Source organism: Pseudactinotalea sp. Z1732, assembly GCF_049724975.1.
GTDB lineage: Bacteria > Actinomycetota > Actinomycetes > Actinomycetales > Beutenbergiaceae > CALKWS01.
In genome coordinates this window covers 145,322-162,995 of sequence record NZ_JBMPQC010000004.1, presented here as the reverse complement: position 1 = coordinate 162,995, position 17,674 = coordinate 145,322, and the positions used below count along the sequence as shown (strand labels likewise).

Below are 17,674 nucleotides of genomic sequence, written 5' to 3'. Positions count from 1 at the left end.
CTATTATCGGTGCCACCAGGCACAGCGGAGGACGGCGCCACGATGGCGAAGGTCGACACAGTCACGGTGGCCGACGTGGAAGCCCTGCGGGGACCGCTCACCGGGTACTGCTACCGCCTGCTCGGTGCGGCCGCGGACACCGACGACGCGGTCCAGGAGACGATCATCCGCGCCAGCACCCGGCTGGAGACGTTCGATCCGCGCCGGGCCCGGCTGACCACCTGGGTACACCGGATCGCCACCAACATCTGCCTGGACATGCTCCGGTCCGCTGCACGCCGCGCCCTGCCGGTGGACCTGAGCCCGGGATCGGCCGGTGCGGCCGCCTTCGACGCCCCGTTGCCCGCGGAACGGTTCGTCGAGCCGATGCCCGATGCCCGCCTCTTCGAGGCGACCGATCCGGGCCACGTGGTCGAACGGCGCGAGACGGTCCGGCTGGCTTATATCGCTGCGCTGCAACACCTGACGCCCCGCCAACGTGCCGTCCTGGTGCTTCGCGACGTCCTGGGATTCTCGGCCGCGGAGACCGCGGTGGTCCTGCAGGTCTCGACCGCCGCCGCGAACAGTGCCCTGCAGCGGGCTCGGGCCCGCCTCGCCGCCGCTGCGCCGCAGCCCGCAGAGATCACCGACCCTGCGGATCCGGCGCAGCAACAACTGGTTCAGGCCTTCATCGACGCCTTCGAGGGCCACGACGTCGAGTCGATGATCCAGGTGCTGCACGCCGACGCCGTCCAGACCATGCCACCGTTGGCCTGGCAGGTGGCGGGCGGAGCGCAGATCGCCCACATGATCTGCACCAGTGACGCCTGCGCCCGGAACCGGATGCTGCCGATCGCGATCAACGGCTCGATCGGCGTCGGCCAGTACCGGCCCGATGAGACCGGGGTGCTGCGGCCGTTCGCGCTGGTGCTGCTGGAGAGCGCCGGTGGGCAAGTCATCGAGATGGTGACCTTCCTGGGCACCGAGGGGCGGTTCGCCGAGTTCGGCCTGCCGCACGTCCTCGAGCCGTCCGCGGCGGGGCGGTAGAGCACAGCGCCCTTCCACCACGTACCGAACCTGCCGGGGGGCGAGGGGTCTGTGGTGGCTGGCTTGGGACTGGCGCCCGCGTCGGCCGGCGCGCGTGCCCGGCGGCGAAGGTCCGTAGGAACGACCGGAGCATGGGGCCGGGCGCGATGAGTTCGCCGGGTCTGGTTCGTACAAGCAGTGACCGTACGCACCCGACCTGGCCGAGGAGACCAACCATGACCACCGAGGACCTGACCGCTCACACCCACGCCGAGCGGGAGCGTCTCGCAGGCGTCCTGTCCTCGCTGTCCGAGGAGCAGTGGGCCGCACCCTCCCTGTGCGCGGGCTGGCGGATCCGGGAGGTGGTGGCGCACATCACGATGCCCTACCGGATCGGCGCAGCCACGTTCTTCCTCGGGCTGGCCCGATCGCGGTTCAACTTCGACCGCTACGCCGACCGGGCCGCACGGGCCGACACCGCCCGGCTCACGGACGCCGAACTGCTCGAGAGTCTGCGTGCCAACACCCACCATCCCTGGCGGCCGCCGCGCGGCGGGCAACTCGGCGCCCTGAGCCATGACGTGATCCACGGCCTGGACATCACCGAACCGCTCCGGCTGCCGTCCTGCCCGCCGGAGCGGATCGCGCTGGTGCTGCGCCAGACCGGTTCCCAGAACCTGGGCTACTTCGGCGTGGACCTGGCGGGCCGGCAGCTCATCGCCAGCGACGCCCGGGCCAGCCTCGGCGAGGGCACCCCCACCTATCTGCCGGCCAAGGAGATCCTGCTGATAGCGACCGGCCGGCATCCGCTTCCCGCCCCGGGTGCCTCCGATGCCGACCAGGACGGTCAGGCCGGCGCGCACCGAACAGACCAACCGGGTCACCGCGACGAGCGCCGTACCCGGCCCGGCCCGGCCCGGCCACCTGAACCCCACGCAACCACCGACCTTCAGGAGCCCTAGTGACCACCACATCTGCGCCGTCAGCCGTCCTCATCGCCCTGCCCATCGCCGATCGGCCGGCGACCATGGCGTTCTACGCCCGGGCCTTCGGCTGGCAGCCACTGGGAGAACCGGACCAGGACGGTGTCCCCGAGCCGCTGCAGTACTCCCTGGATGAGCGCACGAGGCTCATGTTCATCCCGACCGGCGGCTTCGGGTGGGTACTCCCCGGCCGTGACATCGCCTCTGCAGGCGTGAGTGAGTGCCTGCTCGGCCTGACCCTGCCCGGGCGCCGGGACGTCATCGAGGTCATCGACGCGATGCGTGTCGCCGGCGGGGACGTGCTGGCAGAACCCGCCCAGCAGGCGTGGGGTTTCACCGGTGTGGCCACCGACCCCGACGGCCACGCCTGGCAGATCCTCAGCGACCCGGAAGGGTAGTGCGTCGCCTCTCATCGGATCGCTGGGGCGGAGGAAGCCTGGCCGAGGTCGACGGCGCTGAGGTCACCGGGTCGGTCACGGTCACGAACGGCCCGACCTCCCTGCTCGACAACGGCACCGGGCGGTTCGTCGAACGAGATGAGGCCGCGGGCCGGATCGTGATCACTGCCCGAAGAACGTCGCACCTGAGCGCACGTGCACACGCCGACACCCCGGGGGCCGCCCCGCCCGCGCTACGGTGAACCGGGAGATCGCACGACCCGGGAGGCGCGATGGGCTGGCAGTTCTGGATCGACCGCGGTGGGACGTTCACCGACGTGGTGGCCCGCGACAGCCACGGCGAGTTGCACACCCACAAACTGCTCTCGGAGGACCCCGAACGCTACGACGACGCCGCCGTGGAGGCGATCGGCCGCCTGCTGCCCACCGGCGAACGGATCGATGCGGTCAAGATGGGCACCACCATCGCCACCAACGCGTTGCTGGAACGCCGCGGCGAGCCCACCGTGCTGGTGATCACCGCCGGGTTCGCCGACGCGTTGCGCATCGGCTACCAGGACCGGCCCCGCATCTTCGACCGACAGATCGTGTTGCCCGAGCTCCTGCACACCCACACGATCGAGGCCGACGAACGCCTGGGCGCCGATGGCCAGGTGCTGCGGCCGCTCCGGGCCGAGGCGCTGCGAGACGAACTCGCAGCCGCGCGCGCTGAGGGTTACCGGGCGGTGGCGATCGCATTCCTGCACTCCTACCGCGAGCCCGTCCACGAGCAGCAGGCCGCACAGATCGCCCGCGAGGTGGGCTTCACCCAGGTCTCGACCTCGGCGGAGGTCAGCCCGCTGATGAAACTCATCTCCCGGGCCGACACATGCGTGGTGGACGCCTACCTGTCCCCGTTGATCGACCGGTACATCGCCGGGGTGCAGGACCAGTTGCCCGGCACCGAGTTGTCGTTCATGCAGTCCAGCGGCGGCCTGGCCCCCGCGGAGGCGTTCCGCGGCAAGGACGCCATCCTGTCCGGGCCGGCCGGCGGGATCGTGGGGATGGCCCGCACCTCCCAGGCGGCGGGGTTCGACAAGGTGATCGGCTTCGACATGGGCGGCACCTCCACGGATGTGTCGCACTTCGCCGGTCAGTACGAGCGCCAGTTCGAGACCCAGGTGGCCGGGGTGCGGATGCGCGCACCGATGATGTCCATCCACACCGTGGCCGCCGGCGGCGGATCGATCCTGCACTTCGACGGCTCCCGCTACCGGGTGGGGCCGAACTCTGCCGGCGCCCGGCCCGGGCCGGCCAGTTACCGGGCCGGGGGCCCGCTGACCCTGACCGATGCGAACGTGATGCTCGGACGCATCCACGCCGAGTTCTTCCCCCGGGTGTTCGGGGACGGGACCCAGCCGCTGGACACCGAGATCGTGGCCACCACGTTCGCCGAGTTGGCCGCCCGGATCGACGACGGGCGCTCTCCCGAGCAGGTCGCGGCAGGTTTTCGCCAGATCGGGGTGGCGAACATGGCCAACGCCATCAAGAAGATCTCCATCCAGCGCGGCTACGACACGTCCGACTACACCCTGAGCACGTTCGGTGGCGCCGGTGGCCAGCATGCCTGCGCGGTGGCTGATGAACTGGGGATCACCCGTGTGCTCATCCATCCCCTGGCCGGGGTGCTGTCCGCCTACGGGATGGGCCTGGCCGACCTGACGGCGATGCGCGAGCGCAGCATCGAAGCGCCCCTGGCCGCGGACCTGAGCGAGCACCTGGAACAGATCGCGGGCGAGTTGGCCACGGCGGCCGCCGCGGAACTGGGTGCCGGGGCCGACGAGGTGCACGCGCGCGCCCACCTGCGCTACGCCGGTACCGACACCTCCCTGCAGGTGCCGCTGGGGCAGGCCGATCAGATGCTCGCCGACTTCGAGGCCGCCTACCGCAGGCGTTTTTCGTTCCTGATGTCGGACAAGGAGGTGATCGTCGAGGCCGTCTCGGTGGAGGCCGTGGTCTCCTCCGGCATCGAACTCACCGAGGATGAGGACGTCGACGGCGACCCCGCGAACGGCGACAGCGCCACCACCGGCGCGCCGGTCGAGGCGCGCGCTCAGGTGCCCATGTTCATCACCGACGCCTGGCAGCAGGTGCCGCTGTACGAGCGCGCGGACCTGCCGACCGGCCAGGTGGTCAACGGCCCGGCCATCATCGCCGAGGACACCTCGACCACCGTCGTCGAGGCCGGTTGGTCGGCGCGGGCCACCTCCTCGGGCAACCTGCTGCTGCGCGCAGTACGCGACGCCGATGAGGTCCGGGTGAGCACCGAACGCGACCCGGTGCGCCTGGAGATCTTCAACAACCTGTTCATGTCGATCGCCGAGCAGATGGGAGTGCGCCTGCGCGGCACCGCCCAATCGGTGAACATCAAGGAACGGCTGGACTTCTCCTGTGCGATCTTCGATGCGCAGGGGAACCTGATCGCCAACGCCCCGCACATCCCGGTGCATCTGGGTTCGATGGGCGAGAGCATCCGGATGGTGATGCGCCGCAATGCCGGCACCATCGGTCCCGGGCAGGTGTTCGCGCTGAACGACCCGTACAACGGGGGCACCCACCTGCCCGATGTGACCGTGGTGACCCCGGTGTTCATCGGCCAGGACCTGCAGTTCTTCGTCGCCTCCCGGGGCCACCACGCCGAGATCGGCGGGATCACGCCCGGTTCGATGCCGGCATTCAGCCGTCATCTCGACGAGGAGGGGGTGGTGATCGACAACTGGCTACTGGTCTCCGACGGCCGGATGCGGGAGGCCGAGACCATCGATCTGCTCACCTCCGGTCCCCACCCCAGCCGCAACCCCCGGGCGAACCTGGCGGATCTGCGTGCGCAGATCGCAGCCAACGAGCGCGGTGTGGCCGAACTACGGGCCATGGTCGACACGTTCGGCACGGAGGTGGTGCAGGCCTACATGGGCCACGTCCGTGACAACGCCGCCGAGGCGGTGCGCCGGGTGATCGACGCCCTGGACGCGGGCAGTTACTCCTACGAGATGGACAGCGGCGCCGTCATCGTCGTGCGGATCACGCCCGATCCTGCGCACCGCACCGCCACGATCGACTTCACCGGGACCAGCGAGCAACTGGAGTCCAATTTCAACGCCCCCTCAGCGGTGGCCAAGGCCGCGGTGCTGTACGTGTTCCGCACCCTGGTCGACGATGAGATACCGCTGAACGACGGCTGCCTGGAACCGTTGGAGATCATCATCCCCGAAGGGTCCATGCTCGCCCCCACCTACCCGGCGGCGGTGGTGGCGGGGAACGTGGAGACCTCCCAGGCCATCACCGGCGCGCTGTACGCCGCCCTGGGGGTTCAGGCCGAGGGAGCGGGGACGATGAACAACGTGACCTTCGGCAACGACGAGCACCAGTACTACGAGACGTTGTCCTCCGGCTCCGGTGCCGGAGACGGTTTCGACGGCACCGACGTGGTGCAGACCCATATGACCAACTCCTGGCTCACCGACCCCGAGGTGCTGGAATGGCGGCTGCCGGTGCGCGTCGATGCCTACCAGATCCGGCGCGGAAGCGGCGGGGCCGGCCGGTTCCGCGGCGGCGACGGCGGACGACGGCGGCTGCAGTTCACCCAGGACGTCACCGTCACGGTGCTCAGCGGACACCGTCGGATCCCCCCGTACGGGATGGCCGGCGGGCAGCCCGGGGCCCTGGGCCGGCACTGGGTGGAGCATCCCGACGGGTCCACCACCGAGATGGCCGGGTGTGATTCGGTGGACGCTTCCGCCGGGGACACCTTCGTCATCGAAACGCCCGGCGGCGGTGGCTATGGCTCGCCCGCCCGGGAGTGACCGGGCCGCCCGGGAGTGACCGGGCCGCCCGGGGATGAACGCGCCAGCCAGGGATGAACGGGCCGGGTCAGGCCGGTTCGACGGCGTGGCGCACCAGGTCCAGTAGCCCCTGCCCGTAGGCCTCGGCGGGTGTGCGGCCGGTGTAGGTGGCCTCGGCGCCGTCATGGGAGCGGGTGGTCAATTCGTAGTCGTCGCCGACGCGTTCCAAGCGCACGAAGGCCCCGCCGAGCCGGTCGCGCAACTGGTCCTCTCGGGGCAACCACAGCGCATCCTCCTTGGCCACGCTGTCCAGTGCCCATTCCGTGGTGCCATTGAACCGCAGCACGGTGCCGGTGTCGAACTCGCGGGCCTCGATCACCATGTGGGAGAGGATGAACACGTCCTCGGTCAGGGCCTGAGCGCGGATCCGGAAGTGGTCGCCGGCCTCGGGGTGCCAGACCAGCCCGGCATCCTGCAGTTGCTGCGCCAGGGAGTCACTGATCAGTTCCTGCTGGGGACGAGACATATCTCCTCCCTACCCCACTCCGGCGGGATCCGCTACCGCCCCGTCAACGCGCGTCACCCCCGGGGGTCCGGTTCGATGAGGTCGGCGACCGCTTCCGGCCCGCCGGCCAGCAACGCCTCGAATCCCGCCTCGTCCAGGATGGGCCGGCCCAGTTCGCGGGCCTTGGCTTCCTTGGACCCGGCACCGGGACCGACGACGACGAAGTCGGTCTTCTTCGACACCGACCCCGCTGCCCGGCCGCCCCGGGTCACGATGGCTTCCTTGGCCCCGTCCCGGGTGAAGTGCTCCATCGACCCGGTCACCACCACCGTGAGGCCCTCGAGGGTGCGTGTGACCGACTCGTCGCGCTCATCGGCCATCACCACCCCGGCAGCGGACCACCGGTCCACGATCGCCACATGCCAGTCGTGGCTGAACCACTCCACCAGTGCCTCGGCGATGGTCGGGCCCACTCCCTCCACCGCAGCCAGTTCCTCCACGCCCGCGGCCCGGATCGCGTCCAGGGATCCGAAGTGGGCCGCCAGCGCCCGGGCCGCCGTGGGGCCCACGTGCCGGATCGACAGCGCCACCAGCACCCGCCACAGCGGTGCCGTCTTGGCCTGCTGCAGGTTGGCCAACAACTTCTCCCCCGAGGCCGACAGGACGCGCCCGGCCAGCACCGCCTCCTCGGGGTCGGTCTTCTTCGCCGTGCGGGTGTACAGGGGCACCGTGCGCAGTTTCTCCGGGGTCAGGTCGAACAGATCCGCTTCATCGGTGAGCACCTCGGAGGTCAGCAACGCGCCGGCGCCCTCCCAGCCGAGCGCCTCGATGTCGAACGCGCCCCGCCCGGCCAGCGCGAACAGCCGCTCACGCAACTGCGCCGGGCAGGTCCGCGCGTTCGGGCACCGAATGTCCACGTCGCCTTCCTTGGCCGGTGCCAGTTCGGTGCCGCACGCCGGACAGTGGGAGGGCATCACGAACTCACGCTCGGTGCCGTCGCGCAGCGCCACCACCGGTCCGAGGATCTCCGGAATCACGTCCCCGGCCTTGCGCAGCACCACGGTGTCGCCGATCAGCACGCCCTTGCGGCGCACCTCACTGGCATTGTGCAGGGTGGCCATCTCCACCGTGGAACCGGCCACCAGGACCGGTTCCATCACGCCGTAGGGCGTGACCCGGCCGGTGCGACCCACGTTCACCCGGATGTCCAGCAACGTGGTGTTGACCTCCTCCGGTGGGTACTTGTAGGCGATCGCCCACCGTGGCGCCCGGGAGGTGGACCCGAGCCGGCGCTGGGCGTCGATCAGGTCCACCTTGATCACCACGCCGTCGATCTCGTGAGCGACCTCGTCGCGGTGCTGGCCGTAGTAGGCGATCATCTCGCGCAGTTCAGCCAGGTCCGGTGCGACCTGGTTGCGCTCGGAGGTGGGCACCCCCCAGGAGCGCAGCAGGTCGTAGACCTGGGACTGTCGCGTCAGGTCGGCCGGGCGCTGCCCGCCCCAGGTCAGCGCACCGATCCCGTGGGCGTACAGACCCAGCGGCCGGGATGCAGTGACCCTCGGGTCCTTCTGCCGCAATGACCCGGCTGCGGCGTTGCGGGGGTTGGCGAACGGGGCCTTGCCGGCCTCGACCTGAGCGGCGTTGAGTTCGGCGAACTTCTCCTGGGGCAGGAACACCTCGCCCCGAACCTCGATCAGGTCGGGCACCGGGCGCTCCTCCGTGGCGGTGAGCACGTGCGGCAGGCCCTCGATGGTGCGCACGTTCAGCGTGACATCCTCACCGGTGCGTCCATCGCCGCGGGTGACCGCTCGCACCAGCCGGCCCTCTTCGTACACCACCGAGACGGCCAGGCCGTCGATCTTGAGTTCCCCCAGCAGCGGGACGGCATCGGTCTCCAGTTCGCGCAGCACCCGCTCCCACCACGCCTGGAGTTCCTCGTCGGTGAAGGCGTTGTCCAGCGACATCATCTGCTCGAGATGGTCCACCGCGGTGAACTCGGTGGAGAACGTCCCGCCGACCTGTTGCGTGGGTGAGTCCGGGTTGCGCAACTCCGGGTGAGCCGCCTCCAGTTCCTGCAGGTCCCGCAGCAACTCATCGAAGCGGGCATCGGACATGACCGGGGCGTCACGCACGTAGTAGGCGAACTGGGCGTCGCGGATCTGTTCGGCGAGTTCGGTCCACCGTGCCCGGGCACCGGGGTCGCCCGAGGACAGATCGTCGGGAAGTGTCTGCTCGGCGTTCATCAACCACCATTCTGTACCCAGTCGCCCACATCGGCCCATGTGGTGGGATAGGCCCGTGACGTACCCCGCACGCCGCGCGCCCGAGTCGCAGACGCAGGCCGTGCCCGGCCCGGCGCCGGCCGGGCCGACGGGGCCGCGTGCGGCCGGGCCCACGGGGCCGGCTGTACCCGGGCCGCCGTCTCGCGGCCGCGGCGGCCTCGGGATCCTTGCCGGCCTGGTCCAGTTCGCGCTGCTAGCCGGCATCGTCTGGTCGGTATGGCGTTTCAGCCCGGAGTCGGTGATGCGGGCCTCAGACGCGGTCGCAGCCTGTGAGCGTGCCGGCGGCAACCTGTCCTGCGTGACCAGCGCGCCGGTATGGCGGCACGTGTTGTGGCCGCTGGCGGCGGTGCTTGCGGCGTTCAGCCTGTTCCGCGGCGCCCGGGTGGCCAATGCCCGCCGTCCCGGGGATGGCCTGGTGCTGAGCCTGCTCGCCATGGCCATCCTGGCCGGAACCCTGATCTGGGCGATGGGCTGAGGCCGCGATGACGATCTATGACCCCTATGGCGACCCGAACCGGGTCCCGACCACCGTGGACACCGGGCGACGGGACCGTTCGGCCCGGGGCCGGGCTGAGACGCACGCGCCTGCGACCCACGTCACGACCCAGGTGGGTCCCACAACCACCGAGAACACGTCCGACCCGTACGCCTCGCACGTCGGCGGGCAGATCCTGGACCGGAACCGCCAGGGCGAACCGGACTCACCACGAGCGATCGACGAGCCCTATCCCTATTACGGTCGCCCCCCGCACCGCTCGCCAGTGCTGACCGCTCTCGGCTCCTTCGTCTCCCTGAGCATCATCCCCCTCACCGTGATCCTGATGATGCTGATCTGGCTGAACCAGCAGTTGTGTGCCGACGGCCTGTCCACCATCGAATGCCCGGGCACCGAGGCCACCGGGAACGGACTGATGGCCACCGCCATCACCGGGGTCGCTGCGCTTGTGGTGGGCATGATCGGTGGCGGCCGGATCAAACGGACCCGGAACACCGCCGGGGTCGTGCTGGTGACACTGGCCGCGGGCGCGATGACGATCCTGATCGCCTGGCTGCGTCAGAACCTCGGCGTGCCGTTCCCCTTCTGAGAGGTCCGGGCTGGTTCAGCGGGCCGCCACCGGCGCCTGCTCGGAGAACTGCTCGCGTGCGGCCCGGCCAGCGGCGCTGATCGTGGCCTGGCCCAGCACCCGGGTGCCCCCATAGACCACCAGCGACTGGCCCGGGGCGATGCCACGCATCGGCTCGGCCAAGGTGACCCGGACGTCGTCGTCAGTTCGGACCACGGAGGCGGCGACCAACTGGCCGTGCGCACGCAACTGCACCTGCGCTCCGAACGCCTGGCCCACCGGTGACCCACTCGCGAACCACACCACGTCGTCCGCGACGATGTCGTGCACGCTGAGCAACTCACTGGCGCCCACGACGACCTTGTTCGCCGCCGGGTCCACCTCCAGCACGTACCGGGGCCTGCCGTCGGGCGCCGGGCGGTTCAGGCCCAGACCACGGCGTTGGCCCACGGTGTAGGCATAGGCACCGTCGTGCTCTCCGACCACCTGGCCGTCGGCGTCGACCACCTCACCGGGCCGCGAGCCCAGGCGATCGCGCAGGAAACCCTTGGTGTCGCCGTCGGCCACGAAACAGATGTCGTAGGAGTCCGGCTTCGCCGACACGCCCAGACCGCGGCGCTCCGCCTCCGCTCGCACCTCGTCCTTGGAGGCCACATCCCCCAGCGGGAACAGCGAACGGGCCAACCGCTCCGGGCCCATCACGGCCAGCACGTAGGACTGGTCCTTGGCCTCGTCCACCGCCCGATGCAACTCCAGATCGCCGCTGGTGCCCGTCACGATCCGGGCGTAGTGGCCGGTGGCCACGGCGTCGAACCCCAGCGCCATCCCGCGGTCGGCCAGCGCGGCGAACTTGATGTGCTCGTTGCAGCGCACGCACGGGTTCGGGGTGCGCCCCGCCTCGTACTCGGACAGAAAGTCGGCCACCACGGTGTCCTCGAACTCCTCCGACAGGTCCCACACGTAGTACGGGATGCCGAGCAGGTCGGCGGCGCGGCGGGCATCGGAGGCGTCCTCGATCGAACAACACCCGCGGGAGCCGGTGCGGTGCTGGGCCCGCGAGCGCGACAGCGCCATGTGCACCCCGACCACCTCGTGGCCGGCATCGACCGCGCGGGCGGCCGCTACCGCCGAGTCCACTCCGCCGGACAGTGCTGCCAGAACTCTCATCAGGCCACCTCCACCTGGTCACCACGTCTGGGGCTGTAGGCGGCCCGGGCCCGCCGGACCACCTCGGGCAACGCCTCCAGCACGGTCTGGATATCGGCCGGGGTGCTGGTGTGTCCCAGCGTCAGCCGAAGTCCGGAACGGGCTCCGGCCTCGTCCAGGCCCATCGCCTCCAGTACGTGCGAGGGCTGGTTCACCCCGGCCACGCACGCCGCCCCGGACGCGGCGGAGATCCCCGCCATGTCCAGACCGAACAGGACCGCCTCGGCATCGGTGCCCTCGATCGTCAGCAGCACGTGGGAGGCGAGCCGGTCCGGACCGGGCTCCGGCCCCCGCAGCACTGCGCCCGGCACGGTGTCACGAACCCCGCCGATCAGTACGGTCGCCAGCGCCGAGAGCCGGGCATGCTCGATCTCGCGCTCCTGCTCGGCCATCTCCATCGCACGCGCCAGGGCCACCGCCCCGGCCACCGGCACCGTGCCCGAGCGGACCGAACGTTCCTGTCCGCCACCGTGCAGCACCGGCGTCAACGGCACCTCGCGGCGCGCGAGCAGCGCCCCGATGCCGACCGGGGCCCCGAGCTTGTGTCCGGACAGGCTCAGCATGTCCAGGTCCGAAGCGGCGAAGTCCACGGGTACCCGGCCCACGGCCTGCACCGCATCGGAGTGCACCAGGATCCCGTGATCGCGCGCCAGGGCCGCGACCTCGCGGACCGGCTGGATCGTGCCGGTCTCGTTGTTCGCCCACATCAGCGAGACCAGCGCCACCCGCTCACCGTGGCCGGCCAACAGATCGGCCAGTTCCTCGATGCGCACGCGCCCCTGCTCGTCCACCGGCGCCAGGTGCAGCGGCGCACCGTGGGTGTCGGCGAGCGCCTGGGCGGTCTCCAGCACCGCGTGATGCTCGACGGCGGAGGTCACCACCTCCCGGCGCTGCGGTTGGGCGGCACTGACCCCGAGCCAGGTGCCCGTCACGGCCAGGTTGTCGGCCTCGGTGCCGCCGGAGGTGAAGATCACCTCGGTGGGGTGGGCTCCCAGGAGGGCACCTACCTGCTCGCGGGCCTCCTCCAGCATCCGCCGGGTGCGCCGCCCGTCGGCGTGCAGGGAGGAGGGGTTGCCGACCACGGCGCAGGCCTCGGCGTAGGTCTGCGCCACCTCCGGGCGCACCGGGGTGGTGGCCGCGTGGTCCAGATAGATCGTCACAACGTTCGAGTGTACGAAGCCGGTCGCCCCGTTGCCCAGGGGCGGTGATCCAGCACACCCAGGAGCCGCACGGGGGCGGAGCGGTTAGTCTGTGCGGGGCAGGGCGTGGGAAGGGCGGAACGTGGGGCGTTGGTCGGACCGGCGCGCGGCCAAACGCGCGCGCAAGCAGTACCTGGCCGACTACTACGGTCAGGACGATGCCGGGCCCACCGGGCCTGCCAACCCCTACCGCAGCGCACTGCCACCGGAGTCCACCGCGGGCCGCACCAGCACGGCCGGCACCGGCCGTGGCTCCCGCCGCCGGGTCCGGCGCGCCCAGCGCAGGAAGCGCCCGCGCCATCAGGTCCCGGGGTGGGTGAACCAACCCGCCCGGCTCGATCCGGCCCTGGCCGGGCGGCTGGCACGGGAGCAACGCCGGACCGAGGCCGGTTGGCCCACCGCCCGGCACACCCGGTTCGGCGCCTCGGCACGGGCCGGTGGCGCCGCCGCCCCGGCCTCTACCACGCCCGCCGCATCCACCTCCGCCCCCTCCGGCCGTGACGGTGACCGATCCGGCCGCGGCCGCAACCGAGGTGGCCTCGCCCGGTCCGCAGCCACACCGTCTGGGTCCCGGCCCCGCCGGACGGGGCGATCCGGAGCGGTACCGAGGCGCCAGTGGATCCGCCCGGTCCTGGTTCTGGTCGCCGCGTGCGTGGTGATCCCTGTGGTGGCCGGGCTGCTCCTCGCTGCTCCCGGGGGCACCGACCTGTCCGAGCGCGTCGCGGCGGACTTCGAGGTGATCTGGGAGACGGAGGTGCCCGAGTTGGACCCGGACGGCGGCTACAGCTCGCTGGTGCCCGTGGACTCACCCGACCGGTATACCTCGGCCGGCACCGAGATCGTCACCACCGAGGACACATGGGTCGTGATGGTCGAGCAGGACACGTCCCGGGCGTTGCTGGGCCTGGATCCCCGGGACGGGTCGGTGCGGTGGCGCCAGGACCTCGACCGGTCCCACTGCAGCGCGCGCACCGGCCCGGACGGCACGGTGGTGTGCCTGTCCCAGGAGGCCCCCGGCGGTTCGGCCTGGACCGGGCACGTGCTCGACGCCGCCAGCGGCGACGAACTGACCTCCTGGCAGGCACCGCTCACCGGGGCGTGGGGGGTGCACCTGACCGATGCCGGCCTGCTGGTGCTGGCCGAGTCGGACGCCCGGACCTACGACCGCCTCACCCTGCTCGACGTGACCGACGGCACCGAGGCCTGGGCGGTCGACCTGCTCGACATCGACGACGCGGAGTCGATGTTCTACGAGCGCGAGGTCGATGACGTCGAGCACACCATCATGAGCACCCGGCAGTGGCAGGACGAGGGCGAGCACGCGACACTGTCCGCCTCGACCACGGCGTTGTTCGTCGACACCGGCACCGGAGATGTCACACCCCGGCACTGCTATCCGATCCTCCTCACCGAGGACGCCCTGGGGTGCGACTCCTACCGGCACATGGTGTTGTACCACCTCGACGGTACCGAGCGTTGGTCCTCGGCGCGGGTAGACCTGGCCCAACCGGCGTACCGGGGCGAGCACGTGCTGGTCAACATCGCCGGTGAGTCGCTGCACCACACCGACTGGGACAGCGGCTATGTGGGAGCGTCGGTGCAGCGGGTCGAGCGTGGTTCGATCGCCACCGGCACACAGGCCGACCCCTTCCTGATGAGTGACCACGAGTTGCTCAGCCTGGCCCCCGACGGTTCCCAGGTGCGCTGGAGCGAGGAGATCCACGGGATGAACTCGATCACCACGGTGCTGGTGACCGATGAGGTGGCCATCGTCAACGCCTTCAGCGCGATGGGCCTGGACCTGACCGCCGGGGAGCGGTTGTGGACGCGCTACGGCCGCGGCAACCTGCAACTGGCGGGTGACGCGCTCATCGCCACCAACAGCAGTTCTGTGGCCCTGCTGGAGATCCCCTGACCTACGATCGGACCATGCCCGCCCGCCTCCACCTCGCCCCGGCTCGGCATCACGTCGGTGAGTCGGGGCGCGCTGTGAGGAGACATCCATGATCGAGCGCGAGATCACCGAACGCGTCGCGTTGTGCCACCCCGATGGCCGGTTGAACCCCGAAGCCGTCGGTTGGACCCGTAAGCCCCAGCACGACACCTCCGGAATCGGGCGTGGCCGCTACGCCCGGGCCCGGAACAAGCGCTGGGAGTACTGGAACGTCACCACGCCCACGCACATCCTGGCGCTGACCATCTCCGACATCTCCTACGCCGGCGTCCACGAGGTGTGGGTGTTCGACCGGGCAACCGGCGAAGCGATCGGGGCCAACGCGATCGCCCCGTTCGCGGTGAACACGACGCTGCCGGGCACGCTCGGCCAGGGCCCGGCGCGCGCCCACGCCGCAGACCTGGCCATCGCGATCGATGAGGTCGAGGGTGGCACCCGGCTGCGGGCGATCACCTCCCGGGTGCGCTTCGATGTGCTCGCCTCCCGGCCGCCCGGCCATGAGGCGATGGGCGTGGTGGTGCCCTGGAGCGAGCGGTTGTTCCAGTACACCGTCAAGGACGTGGCCCGTCCCGCCGCCGGGCGGCTTTGGGTCGACGGCGTGCGCCAGGAGGTACCGGAGGGCTCCTCCTGGGCGGTGCTCGACCACGGCCGGGGCCGATGGCCCTACCGGATGCGGTGGAACTGGGGCGCGGCCTCCGGCATCGTCGACGGCAGGCGGATCGGGGTGCAGATCGGCGCCAAGTGGACCGAGGGGACCGGTTCGACCGAGAACGCGCTGGTGGTCGAGGGCGTCGTGCACAAGATCAGCGAGGAACTCACCTGGACCTACCACCCGGGCAACTGGCTGGCGCCGTGGCGGATGCGGGGTGAGCGTGCCGACCTGACGTTCACGCCCTTCTACGACAAGAGTTCGCGCACCTGCCTGGGCGTGGTCGCCACCGAAGGTCATCAGTGCTTCGGTCACTACACCGGCTGGATGAGCGAGTCCACCGGAGCCCGGGTGAGCGTGGACGGCCTGACCGGCTGGGCCGAGGACGTGGCTCAGCGGTGGTGAGTGCGCGCATGACCGATGCCCGGATCACGGAGGTGGTCGACGCCGGCACCGTGACCTCCCTGGCCGCCCGGCGCGAACGCCTCGGCGCCCACCTGGTCCCGGGCGGGCTGGACGTGGTGGTGCACGCCCCGCACGCCACGCAGGTTCAGGTGTGCCTGCTCGACGTCGCTGCCGGGGGCCTGCGGGAGCGCCGCTACTGGCTGGTCCCGGGTACCCACGGGCGCTGGTCCGGGCACGTGCCCGGGGTGGTCGCCGGGCAACGGTACGGACTGCGGGTACACGGGCCCTGGGATATCGCCCACGGGTACCGGCACAACCCGAGCAAGTTGCTGCTGGATCCCTATGCCCGTGCGGTCACCGGCGAGGTGGACCTGGTTCCGCAGATCTACGGCGGCGTAGTCGATGAGCACCTGGAACCGGTGTCCGACGAGCCCGACGGGCGTGACTCGGCTCCCTACGTACCGCACGGGGTCGTGGTCGCAGAACCCGGGGTCGTGGAGCACCGGCCCCGCCTGTGGTGGTCCGAGACGGTCATCTACGAGGCTCACGTCAAGGGCCTGACGATGCAGCTGCCCGGGGTGCCGGAGGAGCTTCGGGGCACCTACGCCGGGCTGGCGCATCCGGCCACCATCGCCCACCTGCGGGGACTGGGCATCACCGCGGTGGAGTTGCTGCCCATCTTCGCCAAGGCCACCGAACCGGCCCTGAGACGCCGCGGCGCGGTGAACTACTGGGGCTACAACACCCTGGCGTTCTTCGCCCCCGAGCCCTCCTACGCCACCGCCGCAGCCCGCGCCGCCGGCCCTGCGGCGGTGATCGAGGAGGTCCGCGCGATGGTCGAGTCCCTGCATGAGGCGGGACTGGAGGTACTCCTGGACGTGGTGTACAACCACACCGCCGAAGGTGGCGTGGACGGGCCGATGCTGTCCTGGCGGGGGCTGGACAACGCCGGATACTACCTGCACACCACCAGCACCCACGGCCGGTACCTGGACGTCACCGGAACCGGGAACTCGGTGGACTTCCGCTCCCAGCACGCGGTGGCCATGGCGATCGACTCGATGCGGTACTGGGTCGAGCGGATCGGGGTGGACGGGTTCCGGCTGGACCTGGCGGTCACGCTGGGTCGCAACGGCACCGAGTTCGACCCCCGGCACCCGGTGCTGGTGGCGATGGCGATCGATCCGGTGCTGGCCGGGGTGAAGCAGATCGCCGAGCCGTGGGACGTGGGGCCGCACGGGTGGCGCACCGGTCAGTTCGCGGCCCCGATGGCGGAGTGGAACGATCGGTTCCGCGATGTCACGCGGTCCTTCTGGCTCTCCGATGTCGCATCGATGCGCTCGGGCGGGCAGGGGCAGGACCTGCGTGACCTGGCCACCCGGCTGGCCGGGTCGGCCGACCTGTTCGCCCACACGGGCATCCCGGGCGGACGCGGGCCGACGTCGTCGGTGAACTACGTGACCGCGCACGACGGGTTCACCCTGGCGGACCTGACCTCCTACGACGTCAAGCACAACTGGGGCAACGGGGAGGACAACCGGGACGGCTCCGACCACAACCACTCCTACAACCACGGTGCGGAGGGACCCACCGAGGATGCGGAGATCCAGACCGCCCGGCGCCGGTCGATCCGGGCACTGCTGGGCACGCTGTTGGTCTCGGCGGGCACCCCGATGCTCACCGCGGGTGATGAGATCGGCCGCACCCAGAACGGCAACAACAACGCCTACGCCCGCGACGACGCCTCGGTGTGGGTGGACTGGAACACCGAGCCCTGGCAGCGGGATCTGTTGGCCACCACCACGCACCTGCTCGCCCTGCGCCGCGAGCACCTGGCCCTGCGCACCGACCGGTACATGACCTTCACCTCCGGTGCCCACGACTGGAGCGCACTGGTGGCCTGGTTCGATCGCAACGGCTCGGCGATGGAACTGGACGTCTGGCACGACGCCGACCACCGCATCCTGCAGATGCTGCGGCATCCGCCCGAACCGGGTGCTGCCCAGGCACTGGTGCTCTTCAACGGCACCCTGGCCGAGGCCGACGTCCCGCTGGCCGGCCAGCACGACGTCACCCTGGTCTGGGATTCGGTGTGGGAGCGGCCCGGCCCGGCCGGACCGGTGCGCACCCCGGGTACAGCGGTGCGGATCGCGCCGCTGAGCATGCAGATCTACCTGAGCGGGCCGCTGCCCTGAGTAGCCGC

14 protein-coding genes are annotated in these 17,674 nt (G+C 70.8%); 10 read left to right on the top strand and 4 right to left on the bottom strand.

Going from position 1 to position 17,674, the window contains the following annotated elements:
- Positions 1–42 precede the first annotated feature (42 nt).
- The 5 genes from ACPL7H_RS10035 to ACPL7H_RS10015 all read left to right on the top strand — a co-directional run bounded on the left by ACPL7H_RS10035 (position 43) and on the right by ACPL7H_RS10015 (position 6,228).
- A complete protein-coding gene (locus ACPL7H_RS10035; RefSeq protein ID WP_424796789.1) occupies positions 43–1,026 on the top strand; it encodes an RNA polymerase subunit sigma-70 in 984 nt (327 codons plus the stop codon).
- Positions 1,027–1,241: 215 nt separating this feature from the next.
- Positions 1,242–1,967 carry a maleylpyruvate isomerase family mycothiol-dependent enzyme gene (locus ACPL7H_RS10030; RefSeq protein ID WP_424796788.1) on the top strand — a complete coding sequence of 242 codons (726 nt, stop codon included), beginning with the start codon at positions 1,242–1,244 and terminating at the stop codon, positions 1,965–1,967.
- On the top strand, positions 1,967–2,386 hold the full coding sequence (locus ACPL7H_RS10025) for a VOC family protein (protein ID WP_424788546.1): 420 nt from the start codon (positions 1,967–1,969) through the stop codon (positions 2,384–2,386). The genes ACPL7H_RS10030 and ACPL7H_RS10025 overlap by 1 nt, the downstream gene beginning before the upstream one ends.
- A complete protein-coding gene (locus ACPL7H_RS10020; protein WP_424796787.1) occupies positions 2,386–2,628 on the top strand; it encodes a hypothetical protein in 243 nt (80 codons plus the stop codon). The genes ACPL7H_RS10025 and ACPL7H_RS10020 overlap by 1 nt, the downstream gene beginning before the upstream one ends.
- 30 nt (positions 2,629–2,658) lie before the next feature.
- Positions 2,659–6,228 (top strand): hydantoinase B/oxoprolinase family protein, encoded by a 3,570-nt coding sequence (locus ACPL7H_RS10015; protein ID WP_424796786.1) that lies wholly within the window; start codon positions 2,659–2,661, stop codon positions 6,226–6,228.
- Positions 6,229–6,295: 67 nt separating this feature from the next.
- Here the strand turns inward: ACPL7H_RS10015 and ACPL7H_RS10010 are convergent, their stop codons facing one another.
- Both ACPL7H_RS10010 and ligA read right to left on the bottom strand, forming a co-directional pair.
- On the bottom strand, positions 6,296–6,733 hold the full coding sequence (locus tag ACPL7H_RS10010; protein ID WP_424796785.1) for a pilus assembly protein CpaE: 438 nt from the start codon (positions 6,731–6,733) through the stop codon (positions 6,296–6,298).
- A 53-nt stretch (positions 6,734–6,786) separates the two neighbouring features.
- A complete protein-coding gene (gene ligA / locus ACPL7H_RS10005) occupies positions 6,787–8,955 on the bottom strand; it encodes an NAD-dependent DNA ligase LigA (protein WP_424796784.1) in 2,169 nt (722 codons plus the stop codon).
- Positions 8,956–9,010: 55 nt separating this feature from the next.
- Between ligA and ACPL7H_RS10000 the strand changes: the two genes are divergently transcribed.
- Together ACPL7H_RS10000 and ACPL7H_RS09995 are read left to right on the top strand one after the other, a co-directional pair.
- Entirely contained in the window at positions 9,011–9,469 is a 459-nt protein-coding gene (locus ACPL7H_RS10000; RefSeq protein ID WP_424796783.1) for a hypothetical protein, read from the top strand.
- A gap of 7 nt (positions 9,470–9,476) precedes the next feature.
- Positions 9,477–10,079, top strand: coding sequence for a hypothetical protein (locus ACPL7H_RS09995; protein WP_424796782.1), 603 nt, complete (start codon positions 9,477–9,479; stop codon positions 10,077–10,079).
- A gap of 15 nt (positions 10,080–10,094) precedes the next feature.
- On the opposite strand, the gene mnmA is transcribed toward ACPL7H_RS09995, so the two are convergent.
- Together mnmA and ACPL7H_RS09985 are read right to left on the bottom strand one after the other, a co-directional pair.
- Positions 10,095–11,225 (bottom strand): tRNA 2-thiouridine(34) synthase MnmA, encoded by a 1,131-nt coding sequence (gene mnmA / locus ACPL7H_RS09990; protein ID WP_424796781.1) that lies wholly within the window; start codon positions 11,223–11,225, stop codon positions 10,095–10,097.
- Complete coding sequence (locus ACPL7H_RS09985; protein WP_424796780.1) at positions 11,225–12,424, bottom strand: cysteine desulfurase family protein; 1,200 nt, start codon at positions 12,422–12,424, stop codon at positions 11,225–11,227. The genes mnmA and ACPL7H_RS09985 overlap by 1 nt, the downstream gene beginning before the upstream one ends.
- Before the next feature lie 121 nt (positions 12,425–12,545).
- Here ACPL7H_RS09985 and ACPL7H_RS09980 point away from each other — a divergent pair, with 121 nt between their 5' ends.
- The 3 genes from ACPL7H_RS09980 (at position 12,546) to glgX (ending at position 17,666) form a co-directional block, all read left to right on the top strand.
- On the top strand, positions 12,546–14,378 hold the full coding sequence (locus ACPL7H_RS09980; RefSeq protein ID WP_424796779.1) for a PQQ-binding-like beta-propeller repeat protein: 1,833 nt from the start codon (positions 12,546–12,548) through the stop codon (positions 14,376–14,378).
- An 88-nt stretch (positions 14,379–14,466) separates the two neighbouring features.
- On the top strand, positions 14,467–15,471 hold the full coding sequence (locus ACPL7H_RS09975; RefSeq protein ID WP_424796778.1) for a DUF2804 domain-containing protein: 1,005 nt from the start codon (positions 14,467–14,469) through the stop codon (positions 15,469–15,471).
- An 8-nt stretch (positions 15,472–15,479) separates the two neighbouring features.
- Positions 15,480–17,666, top strand: coding sequence for a glycogen debranching protein GlgX (gene glgX, locus ACPL7H_RS09970; protein WP_424796777.1), 2,187 nt, complete (start codon positions 15,480–15,482; stop codon positions 17,664–17,666).
- Positions 17,667–17,674: the final 8 nt, after the last annotated feature.